At 58.1% G+C, this 22380-nt stretch carries 22 protein-coding genes; 8 read left to right on the plus strand and 14 right to left on the minus strand.

Annotated features, from left to right (window positions below):
- Positions 1–4: 4 nt before the first annotated feature.
- The 14 genes from AB4O16_RS03795 to AB4O16_RS03860 form a co-directional block, all read right to left on the minus strand.
- Positions 5–331, minus strand: coding sequence for an AzlD domain-containing protein (locus AB4O16_RS03795; RefSeq protein WP_460157035.1), 327 nt, complete (start codon positions 329–331; stop codon positions 5–7).
- On the minus strand, positions 328–1068 hold the full coding sequence (locus AB4O16_RS03800) for an AzlC family ABC transporter permease (RefSeq protein ID WP_160386353.1): 741 nt from the start codon (positions 1066–1068) through the stop codon (positions 328–330). Before AB4O16_RS03800 ends, AB4O16_RS03795 begins: the two co-directional genes overlap by 4 nt.
- A 173-nt stretch (positions 1069–1241) precedes the next feature.
- Positions 1242–2738, minus strand: coding sequence for an aldehyde dehydrogenase (locus tag AB4O16_RS03805; protein WP_460157036.1), 1497 nt, complete (start codon positions 2736–2738; stop codon positions 1242–1244).
- Positions 2735–3640, minus strand: a complete 906-nt coding sequence (locus AB4O16_RS03810; protein WP_460157037.1) for a dihydrodipicolinate synthase family protein — start codon at positions 3638–3640, stop codon at positions 2735–2737. Before AB4O16_RS03810 ends, AB4O16_RS03805 begins: the two co-directional genes overlap by 4 nt.
- Before the next feature lie 71 nt (positions 3641–3711).
- Positions 3712–5043, minus strand: coding sequence for an MFS transporter (locus tag AB4O16_RS03815; protein WP_460157038.1), 1332 nt, complete (start codon positions 5041–5043; stop codon positions 3712–3714).
- 171 nt (positions 5044–5214) lie between these two features.
- Positions 5215–6534 carry an NAD(P)/FAD-dependent oxidoreductase gene (locus tag AB4O16_RS03820; RefSeq protein WP_460157039.1) on the minus strand — a complete coding sequence of 440 codons (1320 nt, stop codon included), beginning with the start codon at positions 6532–6534 and terminating at the stop codon, positions 5215–5217.
- A 99-nt stretch (positions 6535–6633) separates the two neighbouring features.
- Positions 6634–7356, minus strand: coding sequence for a GntR family transcriptional regulator (locus AB4O16_RS03825; protein ID WP_460157040.1), 723 nt, complete (start codon positions 7354–7356; stop codon positions 6634–6636).
- Positions 7357–7595: 239 nt separating this feature from the next.
- Positions 7596–8579: a GlxA family transcriptional regulator gene (locus AB4O16_RS03830; RefSeq protein WP_460157041.1), complete on the minus strand. Its 984-nt coding sequence runs from the start codon at positions 8577–8579 to the stop codon at positions 7596–7598.
- Positions 8580–8691: 112 nt separating this feature from the next.
- On the minus strand, positions 8692–9690 hold the full coding sequence (locus AB4O16_RS03835) for a 4-hydroxyproline epimerase (RefSeq protein WP_460157042.1): 999 nt from the start codon (positions 9688–9690) through the stop codon (positions 8692–8694).
- 12 nt (positions 9691–9702) lie between these two features.
- Positions 9703–10554: an ABC transporter permease gene (locus tag AB4O16_RS03840; RefSeq protein WP_460157043.1), complete on the minus strand. Its 852-nt coding sequence runs from the start codon at positions 10552–10554 to the stop codon at positions 9703–9705.
- Complete coding sequence (locus AB4O16_RS03845) at positions 10551–11399, minus strand: ABC transporter permease (protein ID WP_460157044.1); 849 nt, start codon at positions 11397–11399, stop codon at positions 10551–10553. The genes AB4O16_RS03840 and AB4O16_RS03845 overlap by 4 nt, the downstream gene beginning before the upstream one ends.
- Entirely contained in the window at positions 11396–12514 is a 1119-nt protein-coding gene (locus tag AB4O16_RS03850) for a quaternary amine ABC transporter ATP-binding protein (protein WP_460157045.1), read from the minus strand. The genes AB4O16_RS03845 and AB4O16_RS03850 overlap by 4 nt, the downstream gene beginning before the upstream one ends.
- Before the next feature lie 78 nt (positions 12515–12592).
- Complete coding sequence (locus tag AB4O16_RS03855; RefSeq protein WP_460157046.1) at positions 12593–13441, minus strand: glycine betaine ABC transporter substrate-binding protein; 849 nt, start codon at positions 13439–13441, stop codon at positions 12593–12595.
- A gap of 195 nt (positions 13442–13636) precedes the next feature.
- A complete protein-coding gene (locus tag AB4O16_RS03860; RefSeq protein ID WP_460157047.1) occupies positions 13637–14323 on the minus strand; it encodes a GntR family transcriptional regulator in 687 nt (228 codons plus the stop codon).
- A gap of 489 nt (positions 14324–14812) precedes the next feature.
- Between AB4O16_RS03860 and AB4O16_RS03865 the strand changes: the two genes are divergently transcribed.
- The 8 genes from AB4O16_RS03865 (at position 14813) to AB4O16_RS03900 (ending at position 22252) form a co-directional block, all read left to right on the plus strand.
- A complete protein-coding gene (locus AB4O16_RS03865; RefSeq protein WP_460157048.1) occupies positions 14813–15208 on the plus strand; it encodes a hypothetical protein in 396 nt (131 codons plus the stop codon).
- Positions 15209–15486: 278 nt separating this feature from the next.
- Positions 15487–15828 carry a transposase gene (locus tag AB4O16_RS03870; RefSeq protein WP_460156201.1) on the plus strand — a complete coding sequence of 114 codons (342 nt, stop codon included), beginning with the start codon at positions 15487–15489 and terminating at the stop codon, positions 15826–15828.
- A 35-nt stretch (positions 15829–15863) separates the two neighbouring features.
- Positions 15864–16658: an IS3 family transposase gene (locus AB4O16_RS03875; protein WP_460156202.1), complete on the plus strand. Its 795-nt coding sequence runs from the start codon at positions 15864–15866 to the stop codon at positions 16656–16658.
- A gap of 370 nt (positions 16659–17028) precedes the next feature.
- Positions 17029–17880 (plus strand): sugar phosphate isomerase/epimerase family protein, encoded by an 852-nt coding sequence (locus AB4O16_RS03880; RefSeq protein ID WP_160386358.1) that lies wholly within the window; start codon positions 17029–17031, stop codon positions 17878–17880.
- A gap of 14 nt (positions 17881–17894) precedes the next feature.
- Positions 17895–18965, plus strand: coding sequence for an isopenicillin N synthase family dioxygenase (locus AB4O16_RS03885; protein ID WP_160386360.1), 1071 nt, complete (start codon positions 17895–17897; stop codon positions 18963–18965).
- A 45-nt stretch (positions 18966–19010) separates the two neighbouring features.
- Positions 19011–19805 (plus strand): ABC transporter substrate-binding protein, encoded by a 795-nt coding sequence (locus tag AB4O16_RS03890; RefSeq protein ID WP_460157049.1) that lies wholly within the window; start codon positions 19011–19013, stop codon positions 19803–19805.
- 64 nt (positions 19806–19869) lie between these two features.
- On the plus strand, positions 19870–21417 hold the full coding sequence (locus AB4O16_RS03895; RefSeq protein WP_460157050.1) for an amino acid ABC transporter permease/ATP-binding protein: 1548 nt from the start codon (positions 19870–19872) through the stop codon (positions 21415–21417).
- A 46-nt stretch (positions 21418–21463) separates the two neighbouring features.
- Complete coding sequence (locus AB4O16_RS03900; RefSeq protein WP_460157051.1) at positions 21464–22252, plus strand: SDR family oxidoreductase; 789 nt, start codon at positions 21464–21466, stop codon at positions 22250–22252.
- Positions 22253–22380 lie beyond the last annotated feature (128 nt).

A 22380-nucleotide genomic window follows, 5' to 3' on the forward strand; every position in this document is an offset into this window, starting at 1 on the left:
GAGATTACCCAGCGATGAACTTGAACCCCCACAGCACCGCCATCCCCACAGCCAGGGTCAGGACGGTGCTTCGCGTCTTCCAGGCGATCCACGCCGCGATAATGGCTGCGGGTATCTGCGGGTTGGCGAACACAAACGCTCCCTGCCCGCCGGGGTACACCACCGCGGGTAACACCAGGGCTGCCAGCACGCTGGCCGGCACGTACATCAATGCCCGACTCAGCAGCGGGGGAATTCGCCACCGGCCATAAAGCTCCACAAAGGAAAGGCGCATGACAAAGGTGCCAATGCCGACCGCCAGAAACATCCCCCACAATGCCCAATCACTCATTGCGATTCCCTCTCGACGTTACCGGTTGAAGCACTGCCCGAGGTTTTCCTGCGAGCGTTTTCAATCAGCAACCCTGCAATGACGCCACCGATGGAAGCGGTTACCAAGCCGAGGTTGTAGGGCAGCTTTACGGCTGACACTGCAATCAGCCCCCCTGTCACTGCGGCCCCCAGGCTCGCCGCACTGCGTATGCCCGGAACCAGTAGCGCCAGAAAGGAAAGCGGCACGGCAAAGCTCAACGACCACGCCTCGGGAATGCTTGCCCCCAGGTAAACCCCTGCGAACACTGACAGCTGCCAGGTCAGCCACATGGCAACGGCTGTGCCGGCATAAAAATGCGGCGCGAACCGACCCAGTTCTCCCGAGGAAAACTTCAGCGTGCAAAGGGCATAGGACTGGTCGGAAAGCAGGTAGGACACCGGCCACGTCCAGCGACGCGGCAAGTGGTGCAGGTAAGGGGCCAACGAAGCGCTGTACATGATAAAGCGCAAGTTGATGATCAGGGCCGTGACCACCACCGTCACCGGCAAGGCACCATTTTGCAGGAGCTGCAGTGCAACCAGCTGAGCGGAGCCAGAGTAGAAGAGCAATGTCATCCCCATGCTCATGCCGGGCGACATGCCCATCTCGATCGCCATGACCCCGGTGATCAAACCGAACGGAATGACCCCGGGAGTCAGCGGGATGAGCGTGCGTACGCCGTGGAAAAAAGCTTCTCTACCTGTTCGGTACGTCATGTCGTGTCCTTCAGTTAAACGGGCGACTCCCCTGCAAGCTGCAATCTAATAGCCTTTGGACCGATCGTGAAATGGATATTCGCCATCAGTTGTTTTTCAATTGCAGCAGCACCCATCCCGACATTCTTGGTATTCGGGACGGGTGTGCATAGCGCTGTCATCAGCCCGGTGAACTACCGGTCAGAGACGTCGATCCAGATGGTCTTGATTTCGGTGTACTGGTCATGGGCCCAGATTGACTTGTCGCGCCCGCCAAACCCCGACTCCTTGTAGCCGCCAAACGGCGTGGAAGCATCACCTTCACCGAAGCAGTTGACCGTCACGATCCCCGCACGGATTTCACGCGAGAGCTTGATGGCGTTGCGCAGGTTATCGGTATAGACCGAGGCTGCCAGGCCGTACACCGAGTCATTGGCCAGGGCGATGGCCTCGTCGACGGTGTTGAAGGTCGTCACCGCCAGCACAGGGCCGAAGATCTCTTCCTGGAACAGGCGGCTGCCGACACCAACACCATCGACAACGGTCGGCTCGACAAAGATTTCGCTCTCGGTGTTGCCGCCATAGACAACGTCGAGTTTCTCGACCGCGGCTTGCTCGAGGTAGGAGCGAACCTTCTCGAAATGCGCTTTGCTGACCATGGCGCCGAGGCGATTTTCCGGATCCAGTGGATTGCCCATTTTCCATTCGCGCATCTGCACACCGATGCGCTTCAACAACTCGTCCTTGATATCGGCATGCACGATCAGACGGGAGGATGCTGAGCAGTTCTCGCCCATGTTCCAGAACGCGCCATTGACGACGTGGCTGGCGACCAGGTCCAGGTCTTCGATGTCATTCATCACCACGGCCGGATTCTTGCCGCCACACTCCAGCACGATGCGCTTGAGGTTCGAGTCCGCCGCGTAGTTGAGGAACTTGCGGCCGGTGGCTGTCGAGCCGGTGAAGCTGACCATGGACACGTCCATGTGCCGGCCAAGCGGCTCCCCTACTTCGCCGCCCCCGCCAGACAGCACGTTGAACACACCGGCCGGCACGCCGGCTTCATGCGCCAGTTCGGCGACACGCAGTGCGGTCAAGGTGGTTTCCTTGGCCGGCTTGACGATGATGGAGCAGCCCGCGGCCAGCGACGGACCGATTTTCCACGCCAGCATCAGCAGCGGGAAATTCCAGGGCAATACCAGGCCCACCACGCCGATGGCTTCGCGCACAACCAGTGACAAGGCGCCGGAGCCGACCGGCGCGGTGCTGTCGTAGATCTTGTCGATCAACTCGGCATGCCAGCGGATCATGTGAATGGTTTCCGGTACATCCGTGAGCTGGCACTCGCGCACGGGTTTGCCGCTGTCCAGACTTTCCAGGACAGACAGCTCGTGGGAGTTCTGCTCCAGCAGATCGGCAAAACGCAACAGCACCTTCTTGCGCTCGCCCGGGCTCAACTTATGCCAGCGACCGTCTTCGAAGGCCTCCTTGGCCTTGGCCACCGCGAAATCGACGTCTTGAGCGTTGCAGGCGGTAATCTCGGCCAGCACGTCATTGGTCGCCGGGTTGGTTGTCGTAAAGGTTTTGCCCGATACCGAGCTGTAGGACTCGCCGTTGACGAACGACTGAGTCGGGAACTTCAGCTCCCGAGCGATGGCGGCGTATTCTGCCGCGCTGAGAAGGCTTGTCATTTTGCGCTCCCGGTCACCAGGGCGACGTCACGTTTGAGAGTGGTGATGATGTCCTGCAAAGCCTGTTTCTCGTGTTCGTACATCGGCTGCAGAGGCGAACGCACGCTGCCGGTGCGAAGGCCGTTGAACTCGCAGCCCACCTTGATCGACTGGACGAATTTCCCGCTTTCCAGGAAGTCCATCAGCGGCATGAAGGCGCTCATGATCTTGCGACCTTTATCGAAGTCCTTCTCGACGACACAGGCCTCGTAGAGTGCCACGTGCTCACGGGGAATGAAGTTCGAGCCGGCGCAGACCCAGCTGCGGGCTCCCCAGGCGAAGAACTCCAGCGCCTGGTCGTCCCAGCCACAGGACAGGCCGATGTTCGGGTATTCCCGGGCCAGGCGATGCACTTGCGCCATGTCGCCGGAGCTTTCCTTGATGGCCACGATGTTTTTGCTTTCGGCAACGGCGGCGAAATACTCCGGGCCCATGCTGACACCCATACGTGCCGGGTAGTTGTAGAGCATGATCGGCAAGCCGGCGGCGCGATCCACGGTCAGTGCGTGGATCGCGTTTTCTTTCTCGGTCGGCAGCGCATAAGGCGGGGAGCCCACCAGAATCGCATCGGCCTTGATCTCGCGAGCAGCCTTGGCATATTCGACGGAGTCTTCAGTGCGGATTGCACCGGTACCCACCACCAGCGGGAGACGTCCGCCGATGACATCCTTGGCCTGGGTGGCCAGTTCGATGCGTTCCTGAGCGGTGTGGGCGTAGTACTCGCCAGTCGAACCGCCAATGATAATGCCGTGCACCTTCGACTCGATCAGATACTCGAGCACATCGGCGAAAGCGGCCTTGTCGATTTCACCGCTCGCGGTCAAAGGAGTGATTGCCGGGGTATAAATGCCTTCGAATTTCATGATTGCCTCTCCATCACTAAGGGAATGTTTTTCAACCTGGCGTCCACCGCCATCTGTCACGGATCCAACTACTAATTGGTAAGCGCCGCCGCATCGCGCAAGTTCAGCGAACGTGTTTCGGGGGCCATGGCCCAAGCCGCCATCAGCCCGATAAAGGTGACCAACGCGGCGACGTACATGGTGTTGCCGATACCCAGTGTCTGCAGCGAAACAGGGACCAGGTAAGTACCCACCGCGGCGCCCACACGGGAAAGAGAAGTTCCGATGCCTACGGCAAATGCGCGAATTTCTGTGGGGAACAACTCATTCGGATAAACAAGTTGCAGCACCTGTGCTCCGCCGATAAACACCGCGTAGGCGCCGAACAGCAGGAGCACCAGCACTTCATTGCTGCTCGAGAAAGTCGCCAGCCCCAACAGCGCCAGGCCGGACCAGAGAAAGCTGTGAATCAGCATGCAGCGCCGGCCAATGGTGTTGATCAGCCTTGTCGCCAGGACACACCCCACAACAAACAGCATTGTGATCGCCATGGAGCCGTATGAGGCCCACTCGCCTTTCAGATTCAACGCCAGGAGAACCTTGGGGGCGAAGGCATAGACGGCAAACACCGGAATGATCGAGCAGGACCAGAAGATCGAAACAAAGAACAAGCGTTTCCCGTAACCGGAGTGAAGCAAATCCCGAAATGTCATTTTCTTCTGGTCTGGTTCTTCGGGCAGGTCTCGAAGCGAATAGTGCTGGCCGTACACACGCTTGATCACCTGTTCTGCATCTCCCTCGCGCCCTTTGCTCAAGAGCCAGCGCGCGGATTCGGGGGTGCCGACACGCAGCAACAGCAGCACCAGCCCGATGACGGCGGCACTGGCCAGTGCGTAACGCCAGGCGTCATCACCCCCTACACTCAGGATCGAAGTGCCGACCAGGTAGGCAAATGCCGCGCCGGCAAACCACAGGATGGTCAGCGCCGCGAGCCGGGGACCGCGTTGCTTCTTCGGCAGGAACTCGACCAACAAGGACGTGGCCACCGGATATTCGATACCCACCGCCAGCCCGATGATAAATCTGAGGGCGAACAATACCGGGGCTGACTCGACCCAAAACTGTGCCAACGAACAAAGGATGAACAATGTCGGCCCAACGAAATAAACTTTTTTGCGGCCCAACTTATCGGTCAGCCAGCCACCGATGAAACCACCAAAAAACACACCCATGAGTGCCGATGCGGCAATCATTCCCTGCCAGAACTCTGACAAGTCCAGCGCTGAGGTAATCTGCATCATCGCTATGCCGATAATGCTCAGTACATAACCATCGACAAATGACCCGCCCCCGGAGCGGGCCGTCAGTAAACGGTGAAAGTTATTAAGCGGAACATCCTCAATAGAGGTATTAGGACTTGTCATTATTATCTCCTGTTTCGCTTCGGCAATTCTTGGGGCTGAAGCGCAAAGCCAAATTCCGGGCAAACTAAAGCCGACTCGATAAGAAACCAGCGGCCTTGATGGACCAACTAATAAACCAAAACTTTAATCCAGAAACTTAGTGCTCAACTTGCCTGTCACTGTGTTGCGTAATCAGCTTTCTTTACCCGCCCGACACTGGCCCCACAGCAAGTTCATGTTCACGCCTGCGGAAAGCAGCGGTTCAGGTGGGTTTCTGTTAGGACCCGGGGACGACAACAGAAAGTCGATCAGCGGATCTTTCTTGCCTGCCAGCCAGTCGGCCAGCAAGGTCCCTGTCACCGTGCCACGGGTGACACCCAGGCCATTGCAGCAGAGTGCGCCATAGACGTTGTTGGCCAGTTGCCCGAAGTGCGCCATGTGGTTGCGCGACAACGCCAGCGACCCGCCCCAGGTGTACTCGAAGTTGACGTCGGGGAGCATGGGAAATCTGCGTTCAAACGAATCCTTGTGGCGCTGGCTAAAGCGCTCCAGGTATTTTTGATGGCTGCGGCCATCGGCATTGAAGCTGAAGCTGTTGCGCACCAACAGGCGGTTGTCCGTGGTCCGGCGCAACGTGGTGCCGAACGGATCGGCAGGAATCACGCCCCAGTACGGTTTGCCGCCCAGACGTGCCTGCTCGTCTGGCGTGAGCTGCCGGGTCAGGCTGCCATACGTGAAGATCGGCAGCATGCGCCCTTTCAAGAATCCGAAACTCATGGCGAAGGCGTTATTGGTCAGCAGCAATTTGTCCGCGACAATGCGCCCGTTCTTATGGGTAAGGATGGTTTTGTCGCCGTACTCCACCTCGGTGATCGGCGTGTTTTCATATAGCGTCACGTTAGCCGGCAAGCTGTCGGCCAGGCCTTTTACCAAGGCTGCCGGCTGGATGAGCGCGGTGCCAGGGGTGAACAACGCCTTGCGATAGAAATGCGTGCCGATGTGGTCCGGCAAGTCTTTCTCTTCGATCATCCGGTAATCCTGACCGAGCTTGTCCAGACCACGGCGATAAGCATCCAGAACCGAGATACCCCGGTCTTCAATGGCCGCCTGATACTTCCCGCACATACGGAACTGACAGTCGATCCGGTGCTTTTCCACCAGGTCCCTGAGGATGTGCTGCCCTGTCAGGTTCAGCTCCATGCTGATCTTCGCCGTGGTGATATCGCCGATGTAGTCATCGGCACCGATATCGTGAGGCAGGTCGATGGCGAACCCAGCATTTCTGCCGGAGGAGCCATAACCGACTTCCTGGGCCTCGATCAGGACGATCTCGTCATCCGGAAAATTCAGCGCCAGTTGGCGGGCGGCTGCAAGCCCGGTAAACCCGGCACCGAGTACGACCCAGCGGGCCGAGCGAATGCCGGATTGAGGCGAACGGGCCACTCTTGGCTGGCTCAGGTGGAACCAGCCGCATGTAGAGTCATCTGCAGGTGTGTATCTGATTTTTGCCATTTTTCGCGACCTGGGCTCTTTTATATTTGTAATGACTAAAAGCGTCCCTTCTGCACATGCTCTTCACACTGTTCATGCAAGTGGCATCGGTACTGCTTTCTAGTAGGTAAGTGCTACATCCAACCCTTCCGGCGCGGCGTATTCGGACATGCGACGTCGCGACAGTTCCAGATGCGCACGGACGATATCTCCTGCCAGAACCTGATCGTGGTTTTCAATGGCACTGATCATTTCGTCATGTTGTTGCGCCGCCACTTCCAGGTCCGCTTGCATGTCCACTGTCGTCGGATGGCGATAGAAGATCTTGCCCAACCGCGCATGGTCGATCAGCAAGCGCTGCAGGCTTGGCATCAAGTACGCGTTATGAGCCATCTTGCCGATCTGCAAATGGAATTCGTCGTTATAGAGCACGCGCTTCTCGACATCTTTTTCTTCGATGGCCGTGCGGAAAAACGCCTGGATGCGTTTCAACTCTGCAATCTCGGAAGGCGTCGCATGGGCAGCCGCCAGTTGAGTGGTGGCGATGTAAATCAGCGGTGCTGCCAGAAAGAAGCTTCGCAACGACTGGTAGCTCATCGACGAAACGCGGGCGGCGCGGTTTGCTTCGAGATCGATGTAGCCCTCGGCCGCCATCTGCCGCATCAGCTCGCGCACAGGCGGGCGGGAAAGGCCGAACTCGTCGCACAGGGCCAGTTCGTCGACGACTGCGCCAGGTGCCAGCTCCATGCTGAGGATCCGGCGACGCAGCGCCTCTCCCAGCACCGCTTTACGGTCAACGGGCAGATCCGTGCCGGCCTGTTGTTCGAGTTCTTTGGTAGCCATTTATGAGAAACCTTTGTACGGGTGAGTGAACGCTGTCTACTACCTGTATTCGAACTATAAAACAACGTTATTCTTTGTGTCTACAATTAAAATACACAAACAAAACAACCCTGAACACCTAGCGACAAGTGGTCGGTGAGACCGCGCTTTGGCGTGGCGGACAAGAGAACAAAGGGTGCTGGAAATCGGGCTCGGGCCCCGCTCCCCTGACGAGAAATCAAGGGATGATCGGGGTGCCTTTACTTGACCAGCCGGACTTCCTTCGACGGGCGATAGCCAAAGTAGGAGCTGTAGCACTTGCTGAAATGGCTGGGGGACACAAAACCACAGGCCACCAGCACATCGACCTGGGAAAGCTCCGTGTGCTGCAGGAGCCGACGCGCTTCGGTGATGCGCAGCTCCAGGTAATAGCGTTGCGGTGTAGTGCCCAGTTGCTCCCTGAACAGGCGTTCGAGCTGGCGGCGTGAGCGGCCGGCGTAGGCCGCCAGTTGCTCCAGCTCGAGGGGTTCTTCGAGGTTGGCATCCATCAGCTTGACCACCTCGCGCAGCGGTGCGCTCAAACAGATGTTTTCTGTCGGCTTGATGCGCCGGTAGCGCGACTCTTCAAACGCGAGAATGTCCTCGATGCCCTCGACCAGGGCTTTGTCGTGCAGCCCCTTGATCCAGTCCAGGGCCATGTGGAACGCCCCGGAAGGACTGGAGGCTGTCAGCCGGTCCCGATCGATCACATAAGGCTCGCTGCTGACTTGTGTCGCCTTGCAGAACTCGGCCAGCGCGGGACGATGCTCGGGATGGATGGCGCAGCGGTAACCGCTGAGCAACCCGGCGCGCCCCAGGAACCAGGCGCCATTCCACAGCCCGGCGAGCGTGATGCCCAGACCCGCGGCGGTCTTGAGCAACTGGATGAACTCATCGGACGCCCTGAGCTCGGTCCTGTAGCCGCCACAAATCACCAGCAGGTCCAGGTCCTGAAGGGCCAGACCATCAATACGCGCATCCGGGCGGATGACCAGGCCCAGATCACTGACGACCTCGCCGTCGTTCAAGCCGAATGTGCGGGAGGAGAACAGCCTGGGCCGCAGGAGATTCGCCGTGACGATCGTATCCAGCGCCTGGGTGAACGCTGGCAGGGAGAAATGCTCAAGCAGGAGGAATCCTGCTCGAACCATCTGCGCCGGCTGATTGGGGTTGTCATTCACATAGCGAAGATTTTTCCCCTTCATGCCTCCGCTAAACTGGCGTCTTTCGATCAATCTTCGATCCACTCTTTCACGTTCTGGAAGGCGTCATTTGCAACGTTGAGAAGCCCATCATCCTGATACCACCGCTGCCCGGTCAAGCAAGCTGAAAACCGTGACGAAGGGGATCCTTGTCGTCGACAAAAATAGTGTTGTGTCCGGTGATTTGCGCCCAGCCACCGATGCTCGGCCTGATGCCGTCAAACACCCCGACTTTCACCGACGCCTCAACCTTCCCTTCGAAGATCGTACCGATCAGGCTTTCGTTGCGGTAAGTCTGCCCGACCTTCAAGCGTCCTTTGCCAAACAGTTGCGCCATGCGCGCCGAGGTGCCCGTGCCACCGGGCGAGCGATCAATGGCCTTGTCACCGTAGAACACCGCACCGCGCCCATCGGCAGCCGTGGAGTGTTCTTCATCACACCAGATGACATGGTGAACGCCGCTGATCCTGCTGTTTTCCGGATGCACCGGATCACTGACTTGCACCAGGGCGGTGCGCAGCCTCTGACTCAGGCTGACGATGTCTGCCGTGGTCAATCCTTGCAAGCCGGACCAGTTTTCCTGCGGCTCGACCACCGCATAAAAATTACCGCCGTAGGCAATGTCGACGATGAGCTCGCCGACACCCGGCACATCGACCGCCACATCGGCGCTGTGCAGATAACTGGCCACGTTGAACAGGCGAATGGAATCGACATATTCGCCGTTCATGGTGTAGTCGACATCCACACGACCAGCCGGTGTCTCGATGGCCAGCCGGCCAGGTTCGCGAGGCGTGACCAGGCCTTCTTCGATGACGACGGTAGACAATCCGATGGTGCCTGCACCGCACATGGGCAAACACCCGCTGACTTCGATGAACAAGGCACCGAAGTCGCAATCTTCGCGGGAGGACGGGTAGATGATCACACCGGACATGATGTCGTGCCCACGCGGCTCGAACATCAACGCCGTGCGTATCCAGTCATGATCGCGCACGAAAATCTCGCGTCGCTCCGCCATCGACACGGAGGGCAACAATGGCCCGCCAGCCGTCACGACCCGAACCGGATTCCCGCACGCATGGGAATCAACACAAAAAAAGCTACGTCTCATTCTGGAAAGCTCTCACAGGAGTTTGCGTGGGGAGTGACGTTGCAGCGCGCCGCGAGACAGGCGATCGAGCAGGAGTGCAACAGCGACAATCGCCAGACCGGCACGCAGACCCAGGCCCATCTCCATCCTCGTGAGCCCTCGGGTCACTTCAGCCCCAAGACCACCCGCCCCCACCAGGCCTGCCAACACCACCATCGCCAGTGACAGGAGAATGCATTGGTTCAACCCCACCAACAGCGTCGGCGCGGCAGTCGGCAATTCGATCTTGAACAGGATCGACCTTGGCGAAGCACCAATGGCCTGGCCCAGCTCAAGGAACTCCTTGGGTAGCTGCTTGAAGGCCAGGGTCGTCAATCTGAGCATCGGTGGAATGCCGTAGACGATGGTCGCAATGATCGCGGGCACTCGCCCCAGGCTGAACAGCATCACGGCCGGGATCAGGTAAACCCAGGGCGGTACGGTTTGCATGATGTTGAGGATCGGCAGGAACGCCTCGTCGACCCGCTTCACCCGAGCGGCCAGAACGCCAAGTGGAAAGGCAATGGAGACTGAAATCAGCACCGAAACCGAGACCAGGGCAATGGTCTGCATGGATGCCATCCACAGCCCGGAGAACAGACAGAATGCCAACATCAATGCAGCAAACAGCGCCACTTTCTTGTTGGCAAAAAAGCATGCCAAGACCACGACCCCACCGATCAGGGCATAGGGATGCGGGGCAAGCAATGCACTCTCGACACCGCCCAGTACCGCCTCGATCACCTGGCTGATGACTTTGAACAACCCGTGCAGATGGGTGTTGAGCCAATCGACCGCGGGGGCGAGAAATGCGCCGGGTGAAAAATGGATTTGTGCAGCACTCATTTCGATTCTCCCATCCGCGACCGTGCCGCGCTCTGCGCCAGCCGATCCAGAATCATGGTCAGGATCACGATGGCAATGGCGGCGTTGATCGACTTGGCGATGTCCAGCGTGCGCACTGCACCATAGATCGATTCACCCAGGCCGCCGGAACCGACGATACCGGCGATGACCACCATGCCGAAAGCCATCATCAGGCTCTGATTGACCCCGGCCATGATGCTGGGCATGGCAAACGGCAGGCGGATCTTGAAAAACATCTGCCAGCCGGTGACGCCGCTGGCGTCCCCCAGTTCGATGAACTCTTTGGGCGTCATGCGAATCCCCAGGGAGGTCAGGCGCATGGCCGGTGGCACGGCCACGATGAACGTCGCCAACAGCGCCGTGGCGGTGCCATAGCCCAGCAGCGCAATGGCCGGCAGCAAGTAGATGTAGGGCGGCATGGTCTGGATCAGATCGAGGAACGGATCCACGACCCGATCGAATGAAGGCGCCAGACCCGCCAGCACGCCCAGTGGAATCGCGACCACCAGGGCAAGCACGGTAGCCGTCAGCACCAGAGCAAGGGTGCTGACTGTTTCCGGCCATAAACCGATGACGTTACAGAACAACAGGGCCAGCCCGCTCAGAATCGCAAAACGCAAGCCAACCGCGCGCCAACCGATCAGGGCAATGACAATCGCAATGACGTAATAAGGCGGATAGGCGATGCACCACTGCACAGCTTCGTAAACGCCCTTCAAAAACGCGTTGGTCGTGTCGAACACGGACTCTCCGTTGTCCATCAGCCATTCAAGGCTCGAATCGACGACCGAATCGAACTGGTCGGAAAAGTCAGGCGTGCTCATGTCGACGCCTCCAGCGCAGTGGCGGCAGGAGAAGCCGCGAACTCGTTTGGAATGCCTTGAACGCCGCGCAGCAAATCACGCGGTGTAACGATCCCGATCACCGCGCCTTTATCCACCACCGCGAGTGCGTCGCGCTCGGACTTCATCGTCAAGCCGATCAGCTCGTTGATATCGGCATCCACCGTGGTCTTGCTGAGCCTTGCGATGTCGCAGCCGGGGTTCGCGGCCTTGAATGCCTCGACGGGCGTCATGACGGAGTGCGCCCTGACCAGGTGCAACCTGGAGATGCCGGCGACAAATTCCGCGACGTAATCGTCAGCCGGGTTGAGGACAATCTCCTCGGCCGTCCCCACCTGAATGATCGCGCCGTCCTTCATGATCGCGATCCGGTCACCGATTCGAATCGCTTCATCCAGATCGTGAGTGATGAATACCGCCGACTTGCCCAGTTCCTTGGTCAGCTGGCGGAACTCATCCTGCAGCTGCCGGCGAATCAACGGGTCGAGCGCACTGAAAGGCTCATCCATCAGGATCACTTCGGGGTCTGCGGTGATTGCCCGGGCAAGACCTACCCGTTGCTGCATGCCCCCGGACAATTCGCTGGGGTAACGCGACATCCAGTCGCTCAACCCGACTTTGGCCAAGGCCTGCTCGGCGACCTTGTAGCGCTCGGCCTTACCCACGCCCTGCACTTCCAGGCCAAACGCGGTGTTCTCCAGAACCGTACGGTTAGGCAGCAATGCAACGCTCTGGAAAACCATGCCGATGTGACGCGCCCTCACCTCGCGCAGTTGTGCAGCATTCAACGAAGAGAGTTCCTTGCCCTTGACTACGATCTTGCCGGCGCTGGGTGTGATGAGTTTGTTCAACAGCCTTATCAGGGTAGATTTGCCACTGCCTGACAATCCCATGATGCAAAAGATCTCTCCCCGGCGAACCTGGAGACTGACGTCCGAGACCCCGACCACGCAGCCGTAGTTTTGCAGGATCTGAGTCTTGGTGAGCCCCTGTTGAACGACAGCATTCATCGCAGCAGGTGCGGCTTTCCCGAAGATTTTCCAGACTGACTGGCAATCTATCAGCACTTCGTTGGTATCTATGTTGGGCGTTGTCATTTTTCGTACCCGTCGAACCAGTTTTTCTGGTTTTTCTAATGAATCAAAGGGCGGCAGTGGCGTTTAAAAAGTGGCTCGTTATTTCTTTATGTTTTCCCAGCGCTTCAACAGATCTGCGTGCCCATCGGTCCAGCCCTGAATGGCTTGCTCCATGGTCTTGCCGTCCTTTACTTCACCGTTGATTGCAGTGATATCTGCGATCGGCACGTAGACGCTGGCCATGACTTCACGTGCACGTGGGTACTCCTTGGAGAAATCCTTATGACCAATCCAGTAGTAACCTTGTGGCGGCGGGAAGACACCTTTTGGATCCTTGAGGAACTTCAGGTCGAACTTCTGCGCCATCCATGAAGGCTCCCACACAGTGACTGCAACCCACTCTTTACGATCGACCGCCGATTTCAATGCCGCGGTCATGGCAGCGGTACTGCCTTCGAGCAATTGCAGCTTGATGCCGTAGTCCTTGACCGCCTTGCTCGCGTCATTCATCAGGCCCGAACCTGGTTCGATACCGATGATCTTGTTGCCGAACTTCTCGGCGTTGTCATTGAGTTGTTCGATTGAATCGATGTCGACGTATTTAGGTACGGCGATCGCCTGGTAAAGGCCATAAGAAACCGGAGAGAGTTTTTCCAGGCGATTCTTGTTTTTATTCCAGTAGTCATTCGCCGCGTAATCAGTTTGAGAGGCAAGAACCTGGATATCACCTTTGGTCAGAGCGGCATAAGCGATACCCCACTCGGAGAACTCAATGACTTTTACGCTATAACCGGAGTCTTCAAGCACCTTTTTGGTAATACCGGTAATAGGTGTCAAGTCTTCCCAGGTCAAGGTACCCATGGTGATTGTTTTTTCTTCCGCGTGAACAGGCAGCATGACCATGCCCATCATCGCGACCGCACAGACTGCCTTCCAAATCTTCTTCATGGCGTTCCTCGATCTACGTTTAAACTTATTGATAGTAGTCTCTAGACAATAGAGGCCCGTGGTGCACAGCTATAAGCTCACCATCTGTTTCAGTTGTTGTTGCCTATCAATCCATAGCCGGATTGATATTCAATGCCGTGTCTTCTTCGGCATCAACTTGCATCGACCCTCAAACTCTTCAGGCGAAGGTCGGTATTATTTAAGAGAAAGTGGCAGGTCTGCCTTCATCCCGTGGGGCGCGATAAACATTTCCATGTTTTCGCGAGAAAGTTCCCAATGTTCGAAAACCAGATCGACTACAGCGCTTTCGTCACGCTTCTCAATGGCTTCAATAAAACAATCGTGGTGCTCTGCGGAAAGCTCCAGCCGTTGTTCCATGTCCTCGTCGCGAGGGCGGAAAAAAGTATGGCCAATGCGTGCGTGATCAATCAGCAGTCTTTCGAGGCTGGGCTCGAGGTACTGGTTACCTGACATTTCACCCATGATTGCGTGGAATCGATTGTTTTCCACGACCATCATCAGAGCGTCGCGTGAAATCGTCGCTGCACGAAAACGGCGTTGCGTTTCCTTCAGGTCGACCAGTTGATGAGCCTTGAAATTCTGCACGGCCAGGCGACCTATCGCGGCGTACACCATGGGGGCGACCAGGAAAAAGTTTCGCAGCGTCGAGTGGTTCATGGGAATCACCCGGGCACCGCGGTTTTCCCTGATGTCGATGTACCCCTCACCCGCGAGACGCCGAAATACTTCTCGCACCGGAGTTCTCGACAGCCCGTACCGCTCGCTGATGGCAACCTCATCCAGCGCCTCGTCAGGATCGAGTTCCATCGTGAGGATCTGACGTTTGAGGTCGTCGTAAAGAGTGCTCTTGCCGTTTTTCACAATGACCTCCCAAGGCAGTCAAATCAGCGGTTACGGCTTGTTGTTGAATTCAGATTCGCACGGGTTTCGGGTGTCGTCAATGCTTTGTATTTTTTATGTATACACAGAAAATACTGTAAGAACACACATGTAAATTCTAATTATTTCTTATAAATCATGGCGTTATGTTTTCTATTCGAAATCGTATGGTCGTTAACAGAAATGTAACCTGTCGCAAATTGAACACCCTCTCGGCCCTTGGATCGGTCAGCCAACCGAACAGGATGTCCGCAGGCGTCATCGCATAGGCCGCATGCGACAGGCTATTGCCACCACCCACGCAAGAATCCTCGGGCCGAAAACGGACACCGTTGGCTATCAAGCAGCGGCTCCCTAGAACTTTTTCCTATTAATCGGTCTATGTGGACAGGCATATCCACTTTGCGAGCACGAAGGCTTCGCGAACCAGGTGCCACACGCCCAATTGTCAATCAGAGGTTGAATTCGCTCATGAAATTCCATGACCCACGGATGGTGCTCTTCGGCCTGTTCGCGTTCGCGGCGGTGGGCTCGGCATCGGCAGCACAGATGAAGACCTCGCCCCCTGCGCTCGCCACTGAGGTCGTGGCCGTCCAGGCCCCGGTCCAGGCCGCCGACAACCCCTGGCCGACCCTGGCCGCTATGCCCGGCAAGCAATCCGGCCCGTTGCTTGCCCATGACGACCGTTATTGGCATGACGGCCGCTGGCACGATCGTCGAGACGATTGGCGCCGGGACGACTGGCGCAGGGATCAGTGGCGTAGAGAACAATGGCGCAGAGAACAAGCCCGTCGAGAAGCCGAACGCCATGGCGACTGGGAGCGCCATCGCCGCTACGACGACGATGACCGCTACTATCGTCGCTAGTTCGACACCACGGAAAACTGTAGGAGCCGGCTTGCTGGCGATGGACTCCAGTACGCCGCGTTTATCCAGTTCATACGCGTTATCGTTAACGATCATCGCCGGCAAGCCGGCTCCTACAAAGGATCGCGTAATACCTGTAGGAGCCGGCTTGCCGGCGATGGACTCCAGTACGCCGCGTTTATCCAGTTCATACGCGTTATCGTTAACGATCATCGCCGGCAAGCCGGCTCCTACAAAGGATCGCGTAATACCTGTAGGAGCCGGCTTGTAGTGGTCAAATGTTTTTGGACCATGATGTAGGAGCGTCGACTTTAGGAATCATCATGGGATATCGGGTTGTTACATCTGAGGAAAAAGCGGAGGCGATCCGTTTGGTTGTGGAAATGGATTACTCCATACCTAAAGCCTGTGAAACTACCGGTGTTGGCGCTACAGCCCTGCGCCGCTGGGTTTCGCGTTGGCGGCGAGAGCAGGAAGGGATGGTGCAACCTCCTCGACTGCAGGATCAGGAACTGATCGAGTCGCTTCAGGCGAAATTGGCGCTACTCGAAGCTGAGAACCAAGTGCTAAAAAAGCAATTGCCCTCTCATCTAAAGGTTCTGTTTGGTCGAACCAAGTGATTGATGGCGTTAGAGGCGCGATGTCGATTAGGCGTATGTGCGCCGTGTTCGGTCTGGCCCGCAGCAGCTATTACGTGAAGCGCAAACCCGAACTGTTGCTACCTGCGCAGCGATGGCTGGGGCGCAAACTCCGTGCATTGCATAAGGAGCATCGCAAAGCGTTAGGTACTCGCGGGCTATCCAAGGAATTAAGAAAAGAAGGCATTTTCATTGGCCGCTATCGAATGCGCACCTTGATCAAGACCTTCGGTTTGCACCGGCGTAGGCCTCGCTACGCCCATTATCGCCGTGCGACGAAGCCGGCAGTCGCTGCACCGAACATACTTGATCGTCGTTTCAATCCGGTCCGGCCTGACACGCTTTGGGCAGGCGACATCACTTACATCAAGGTGGGGAGCGGCTGGTTGTATCTGGCCGTGGTGATGGACCTGTTTTCACGCAGGATCGTGGGGTGGGCTTGTTCGCGAACCGCTGATACTGAGCTGTCTATGAAAGCACTTAAGCTGGCAGTGGCGTTACGCCGTCCGATGCCTGAGTTGCTATTTCACTCCGACCAGGGCTGCCAATACACCGCTGATCGATTTGTTGCATGTCTGGCAGAAAACCGGATCGTTCAGAGCATGAGTCGTCGAGGCAACTGCTGGGATAACGCGGTGGTTGAGCGCTATTTCAGGACGTTGAAGCACGATTGGATGCCAGAAAACGGCTACCAAAATCATTTCGAAGCGGAGAAGGATGTGATGGGCTTCATCTCACATTACAACCATCGCCGTTGCCATTCCGCTTCAAACCACCTGCCGCCTGCGCTATTTGAGCAGCAAGCGGCTTAATGCTCCTACAGAGCGGTTCAAAAAAACTGAACCACTACAGCTTGCCGGCGATGGACTCAAGTGCGCCGCCTTGCTCGGCCACAGAGCCACGGCCCATTGTCGCTTGGCAGTCTTCAAAATGATGTCGTAATACCGGCACTCCTCGCTAATACCCAACGCAGACAGGTCTTCGGCTGTAACCCCCCCGCCTGCAAGCCAGATAAATAGCCAGCTATTGGTTATTGAATACCTGAAGTATTCATTTGAATTTTCGGATTCTTTCGTCGCTCCGCCTGTGCCTAACATCGGCTCCACAGCGAACCCGCCGCTTGATCGGCGGGTGCCGTCGAAGTGCTTTTGCAGTAGGCCCTGGGATTTTTGAGGATCACCGATGAAGCTGGAAATTTTTCGCACGCTGTGGGGTTACACCGCCAGCAAGGCTCAGGCACTCGAAGAGTTGCTGCAAGCGGGCTTTGACGGCATGGAAGCACGCCTGCCACTGGACGCCCGTGAACGGGCCGAGTTTGCTGCCTTTCTGAAGGCCAATCGCGTGGGCTATATCAGCACTGTCTTCACCGCGTACGACGTGCTGCCGGAGCAGTCGGCAACGCCTGCCGTGCACCTCGTTGACCTCGACCACAAACTGGCCTTGGCCGCTGATCTCTCCCCGCGTTTCGTCAACGTGCTGGCGGGCAACGACCGCTGGTCCTTGCCGCAGCAAGTGGAGTTTTTTGGCCAGGCGCTGGAGCTGGCGCGCAAGCACGGCCAGGTCTGCAGTTTCGAAACTCACCGCTCGCGTTCGCTGTTCAACCCCTGGGTGACCCTGGAGTTGATCCGGCAACTGCCCGACCTGTTGTTCACCAGTGACATCAGCCATTGGGTGGTGACCTGCGAGCGTCTGTTGAACGACCCGGCCGATGACCTCAGCGCTTTCGTCGAGCGGGTTCACCATATCCAGGCACGGGTCGGTTACGACCAGGGGCCGCAGGTTCCGCACCCTGCCGCGCCGGAATATGCCAGGGAACTGGCCTTCCATCAGCAGCATTGGGAAAGCATCTGGCGCTCGCAGCAAGCCCGCGGTTACCAGGTCAGCACCCTGACCCCGGAATTCGGTGCCGACGGCTACCTGCATCACCTGCCCTTCACCAATGTCCCGGTCGCCGACCTGTGGTCGTTGAACGTGTGGATGGGCCAGACCGAACGCGAACATTTCGAGCGATTCCACCACTCCAGCCATCCTTAGGGAGCCGATGCGTCATGCCTGACAATAAAAACAACAGCGCCAGTACTGACACACAAAAAGCCAACTTCAACAGCATCCCGGTGGTCAACATCGCCGGTCTGTTCAGCTTTGAACTGGAACACCGCTTGGCCGTGGCCGAACAATTGGGGCGCGCCGCCAGCGAAGTCGGGTTCCTCTACATCACCGATCACGGCATCGACCCGCAACTGATCGCCAACCTGCGCAAGGCTGCGAAAGACTTTTTCGACCAGCCCCTCGACACCAAGATGCAGCACTACATCGGCACCTCGCAAACCCACAAGGGCTTTGTACCCGAAGGCGAAGAGGTCTATTCCAAGGGCAAGCCGGACCACAAGGAAGCCTTCGACGTCGGCTTCGAAGTCCCGGCCGACGACCCGCTGGTGCTGGCCAACACGCCATTGCTGGGGCCCAACGACTGGCCGCAGCTGGCAGGTTTCAAGGCATCGGTGCAGGCCTACTATGAAGCGATCTTCGCCCTGGGCCGGCGCCTGTTCGGCGGCTTCGCCCTGACCCTGGGCCTGGAAGAAAACTACTTCGACAGCCTGGTCACCCGGCCACCGTCCAAACTGCGCCTGATCCACTACCCGTTCGACGGTGCGGCCCATGACGCACCGGGACTTGGCGCCCATACTGATTACGAGTGCTTCACCATCCTGCTGGCCGATAAACCGGGCCTCGAGGTGATGAACAACCTTGGCCAATGGATCGATGCACCACCGATCGCCGATGCCTTTGTGGTCAACATCGGCGACATGCTCGAAGTGATGACCGCAGGCGCGTTCGTGGCTACGGCGCACCGGGTGCGCAGCGTGAAGGAGGAGCGTTATTCCTTCCCGCTGTTTTATGCCTGCGACTACCACACCCAGATCAAACCGCTGCCCGGCTTCGCCCAGGCCGGCAACGACTACGAAGAGATCACGATCGGCGAACACATGTATGGCCAGGCGCTGCAGACCTATCAGTATCTGCGCCAAAGGGTGGCCAACGGGGACGTTCAACTGCCAGGCAAGGCACGCAAGCCCGCCAGTTTCGGACATTTGAAAAATCAGGTGCAACCGTCCTGATTGCAGTTTTCAGCTACATCCCTACCTACGCCGGAGTCAGTAAAAATGAAAAACAACAAGAAAAACCTTTTGAGCCTGGCTGTATTGGCAGCCGGCCTGTTCGGCGCCTCGGTGAGCATGGCCGCCGGTGACACGTTCAAGGTCGGCATGGAAATCACCTACCCGCCTTTCGAGTCCTATGACAAGGACAAGAACGTGGTGGGTTCCGACCCCGAGCTCGCAACGGCCCTGGCCAAACACATGAACGCCAGGGTCGAGTTCGTCGACACCAAGTTCCCGAGCCTGATCCTGGGCCTGAACTCCGGCAAGTACGACGCGATCATTTCCGGCATGTACATCACGCCGGAGCGCCAGACCCAGGCCCAGACCATCGCCTATGCCAACACCGGCGCCGCGGTCATGGTGCCCAAGGGCAGCGAGATCAATGCGAAAAAACCTGAAGACCTGTGCGGCCTGAAACTGGGCCTGGAACAGGGCACGACCTGGGTCAAGGAATTCAGGAAGCTGTCCGACGAATACTGCGTGCCGAACAACAAAGGCGCGATCACCGTCAGCGAGTACCCTTCGGCCCCCGAAGTGACCCAGGCCCTGCTGTCCAGGAACATCCAGGCCCAGGTCGAAATCGCCGGCGCCGCCAAAATGATCGCGGAAAAAACCGGTGGCCGTGTCGTGATTACCACCGAGCACCCGATCTATCAGCAGACCCTGGGCATCTTCGTCAAGAAAGGCAACGACGAAACCTACCAGGCCGTGCAGAAGGCCTTCGAGGAGACGAAAAAGAGCGGTGAATACGCCGCAATCCTCAAGAAATATGGCCTGGAAGAACCGACCGCCCACTAAGAACCTGCCCTTGTAGTCTGGTTATCTGCCGCCCCTGCACGGGGGCGGCAGATCGAGGTGTCCCATGCAATTCGATTGGTCGTATTTCTTCTCGCTGTTCTCCCTGCCGGACTTCTGGAATGCCTGTGTCACGGTGGTCCAGCTCAGCGCCCTGGCCTGGTTCATCGGCATGCTGCTGGGTTTTGTCCTGGCCTCGGCCAAGCTGTCCCAGTCGCCCTTGCTGCGCATTCCCGCAGCGGTCTACATCTGGTTTTTCCGCAGCATCCCGTTGCTGGTGCTGGTGGTGTTCGTCTACAACCTGCCGCAGCTGTTTCCCGGCAGCGGACCGATTCTGTCCAACCCTTTCTACTCAGGCCTGCTGGCCCTGGTGGTCACTGAAGCGGCGTACATGGCGGAGATCCATCGTGGCGGCCTGATCTCCGTGGCCAAGGGCCAAAAGGAAGCCGGACGCGCGCTGGGTGTCGGCCTGTTCGGCATGCAGCGCCTGATCGTGATTCCCCAGGCTTTCCGCATTTCCCTGCCCACGCTGATCAATGAATACATCACCGTGGTCAAGCTGACCTCGCTGGTCTCGGTCATCTCCCTGACCGAGATCCTCACGGTCGGCCAACGCCTCTACGCCACCAACTTCCTGGTCATGGAAACCCTGGCGGCGGTTGGCGTCTACTACGTGCTGATCGTCACCGTATTCGGCTATTTCCTGCAGCGCCTGGAGCGCTACCTGGACCTGAACTTCCGCAAGCCGCACACCCTCGACGACGCCACCATCGCCAGGTTCAAGGCCAGCGCCGAAGCCTTGCCCGACATTGCTCGCAAAGCCACAGGCAACAACACGACGCCGATCCTGCAACTGAACAACATCCAGAAGAGCTATGGCACGCACAAGGTGCTGCTGGGCATCGACCTGAATGTCGATTACGGCCAGGTGGTCTCGATCATCGGGCCATCCGGCTCCGGCAAGACTTCGCTGATCCGCACGGTCAACGGCCTGGAAAGCATCGATACCGGCGATATCCAGTTGTTCGGCGAAACGTTCATCGAAGCTTCGGACAAACCCAACAGCGCCCGCCTGCGCAAAGGCGTGCGGCAAATCGGCATGGTGTTCCAGAACTTCAACCTGTTCCCGCACCGCACCATTCTCGACAACATCACCCTGGCACCGCGTTACCACGGCCAGCCGGGCGAACTCAGCGAGCATCGCGCCTATGCGCTGCTGGACAAGGTCGGCCTGCTGGCCCATGCCCACAAGTACCCGCACCAGCTCTCCGGCGGCCAGCAACAGCGCGTGGCAATCGCCCGGGCCCTGGCGATGGAACCGCAGATCATGCTGTTCGACGAACCGACCTCGGCCCTCGATCCGGAACTGGTCAACGACGTGCTCAACGTGATCCGCGACCTGGCGAAGGAAGGCATGACCATGCTGATCGTGACCCACGAAATGGACTTTGCCATGTCGATCTCCGATCGGGTGATTTTCATGGAGAACGGCAATATTCAACTCGATGCCGCCCCTGAAACCATTCGCTGCGAGGCTGAAGGTGAGCGGGTACGGCGCTTCATGGGCATCGGTGCGCGATCGCCAAACCTGTCCGTAGCGGTGGATCACGCATGAACAGGCCAGCGTTTCATTTGAGCTTCTTTCAGTCAGGAACACACGCATGAATCTTGGAATTGCAGGACGCTGGGCGCTGGTGTGCGCCGCCAGCAAAGGCCTGGGCAAAGCCTGCGCACAGGCACTCGTCAGCGAAGGCGTGAACGTGGTGATCACCGCACGGGGCGAGGACACGCTCAATGCAACCGCCCGTCAGCTCAGGGCGATAAACCCTGAAGTGACGGTCATCGCCGTGGCCGGAGACATTGCCACGCCCGAGGGCCGGGCGGCCGCGCTCAAGGCCCATGAGCATTTCGATATCCTGATCAACAACGCCGGCGGCCCTCCTCCCGGGGACTTCCGCGAATGGAACCGTGACGCCTGGCTCAAGGCGCTGGATGCCAACATGCTGACCCCCATCGAGCTGATCAAGGCCACCGTAGACGGCATGGCGGCACGCGGTTTTGGCCGGATCATCAACATCACCTCGAGCGCCGTGAAGTCCCCCATCGAAAGCCTGGGCCTGTCCAACGGCGCACGCAGTGGCCTCACGGGGTTCATCGCAGGGCTTGCCCGGCAAGACAACATTGCCAGTCGCAACGTGACGATCAACAACCTGCAACCGGGCTCGTTCGACACCGATCGACTGCGCGGCAACCTGGTCGCCGCCGCACAGGAAACGGGGCAAGACAGCGAGGCATTCCTTGACGAATGCCGCAGCGAAATTCCGGCCAGACGCTTCGGTTCACCCGAGGAATTCGGCGCGCTGTGCGCCTTCGTCTGCAGTAGCCATGCCAGCTACCTGACCGGGCAGAACCTGTTGATCGACGGCGGGGCCATTCGCTCCAGCCAGTAATCACGGGAGGCACGATTGCAGGGGGTGGCACGGATACTTGTGCCATCCCCTGCGAAGAAGTGATGTTGAATCCACAGTCGTTTTCTGCCCCTCGCGACGGGCAGAAAACGGCCAAAAGGACACAGTCA

It is taken from the genome of Pseudomonas sp. S2_H10, assembly GCF_054668285.1.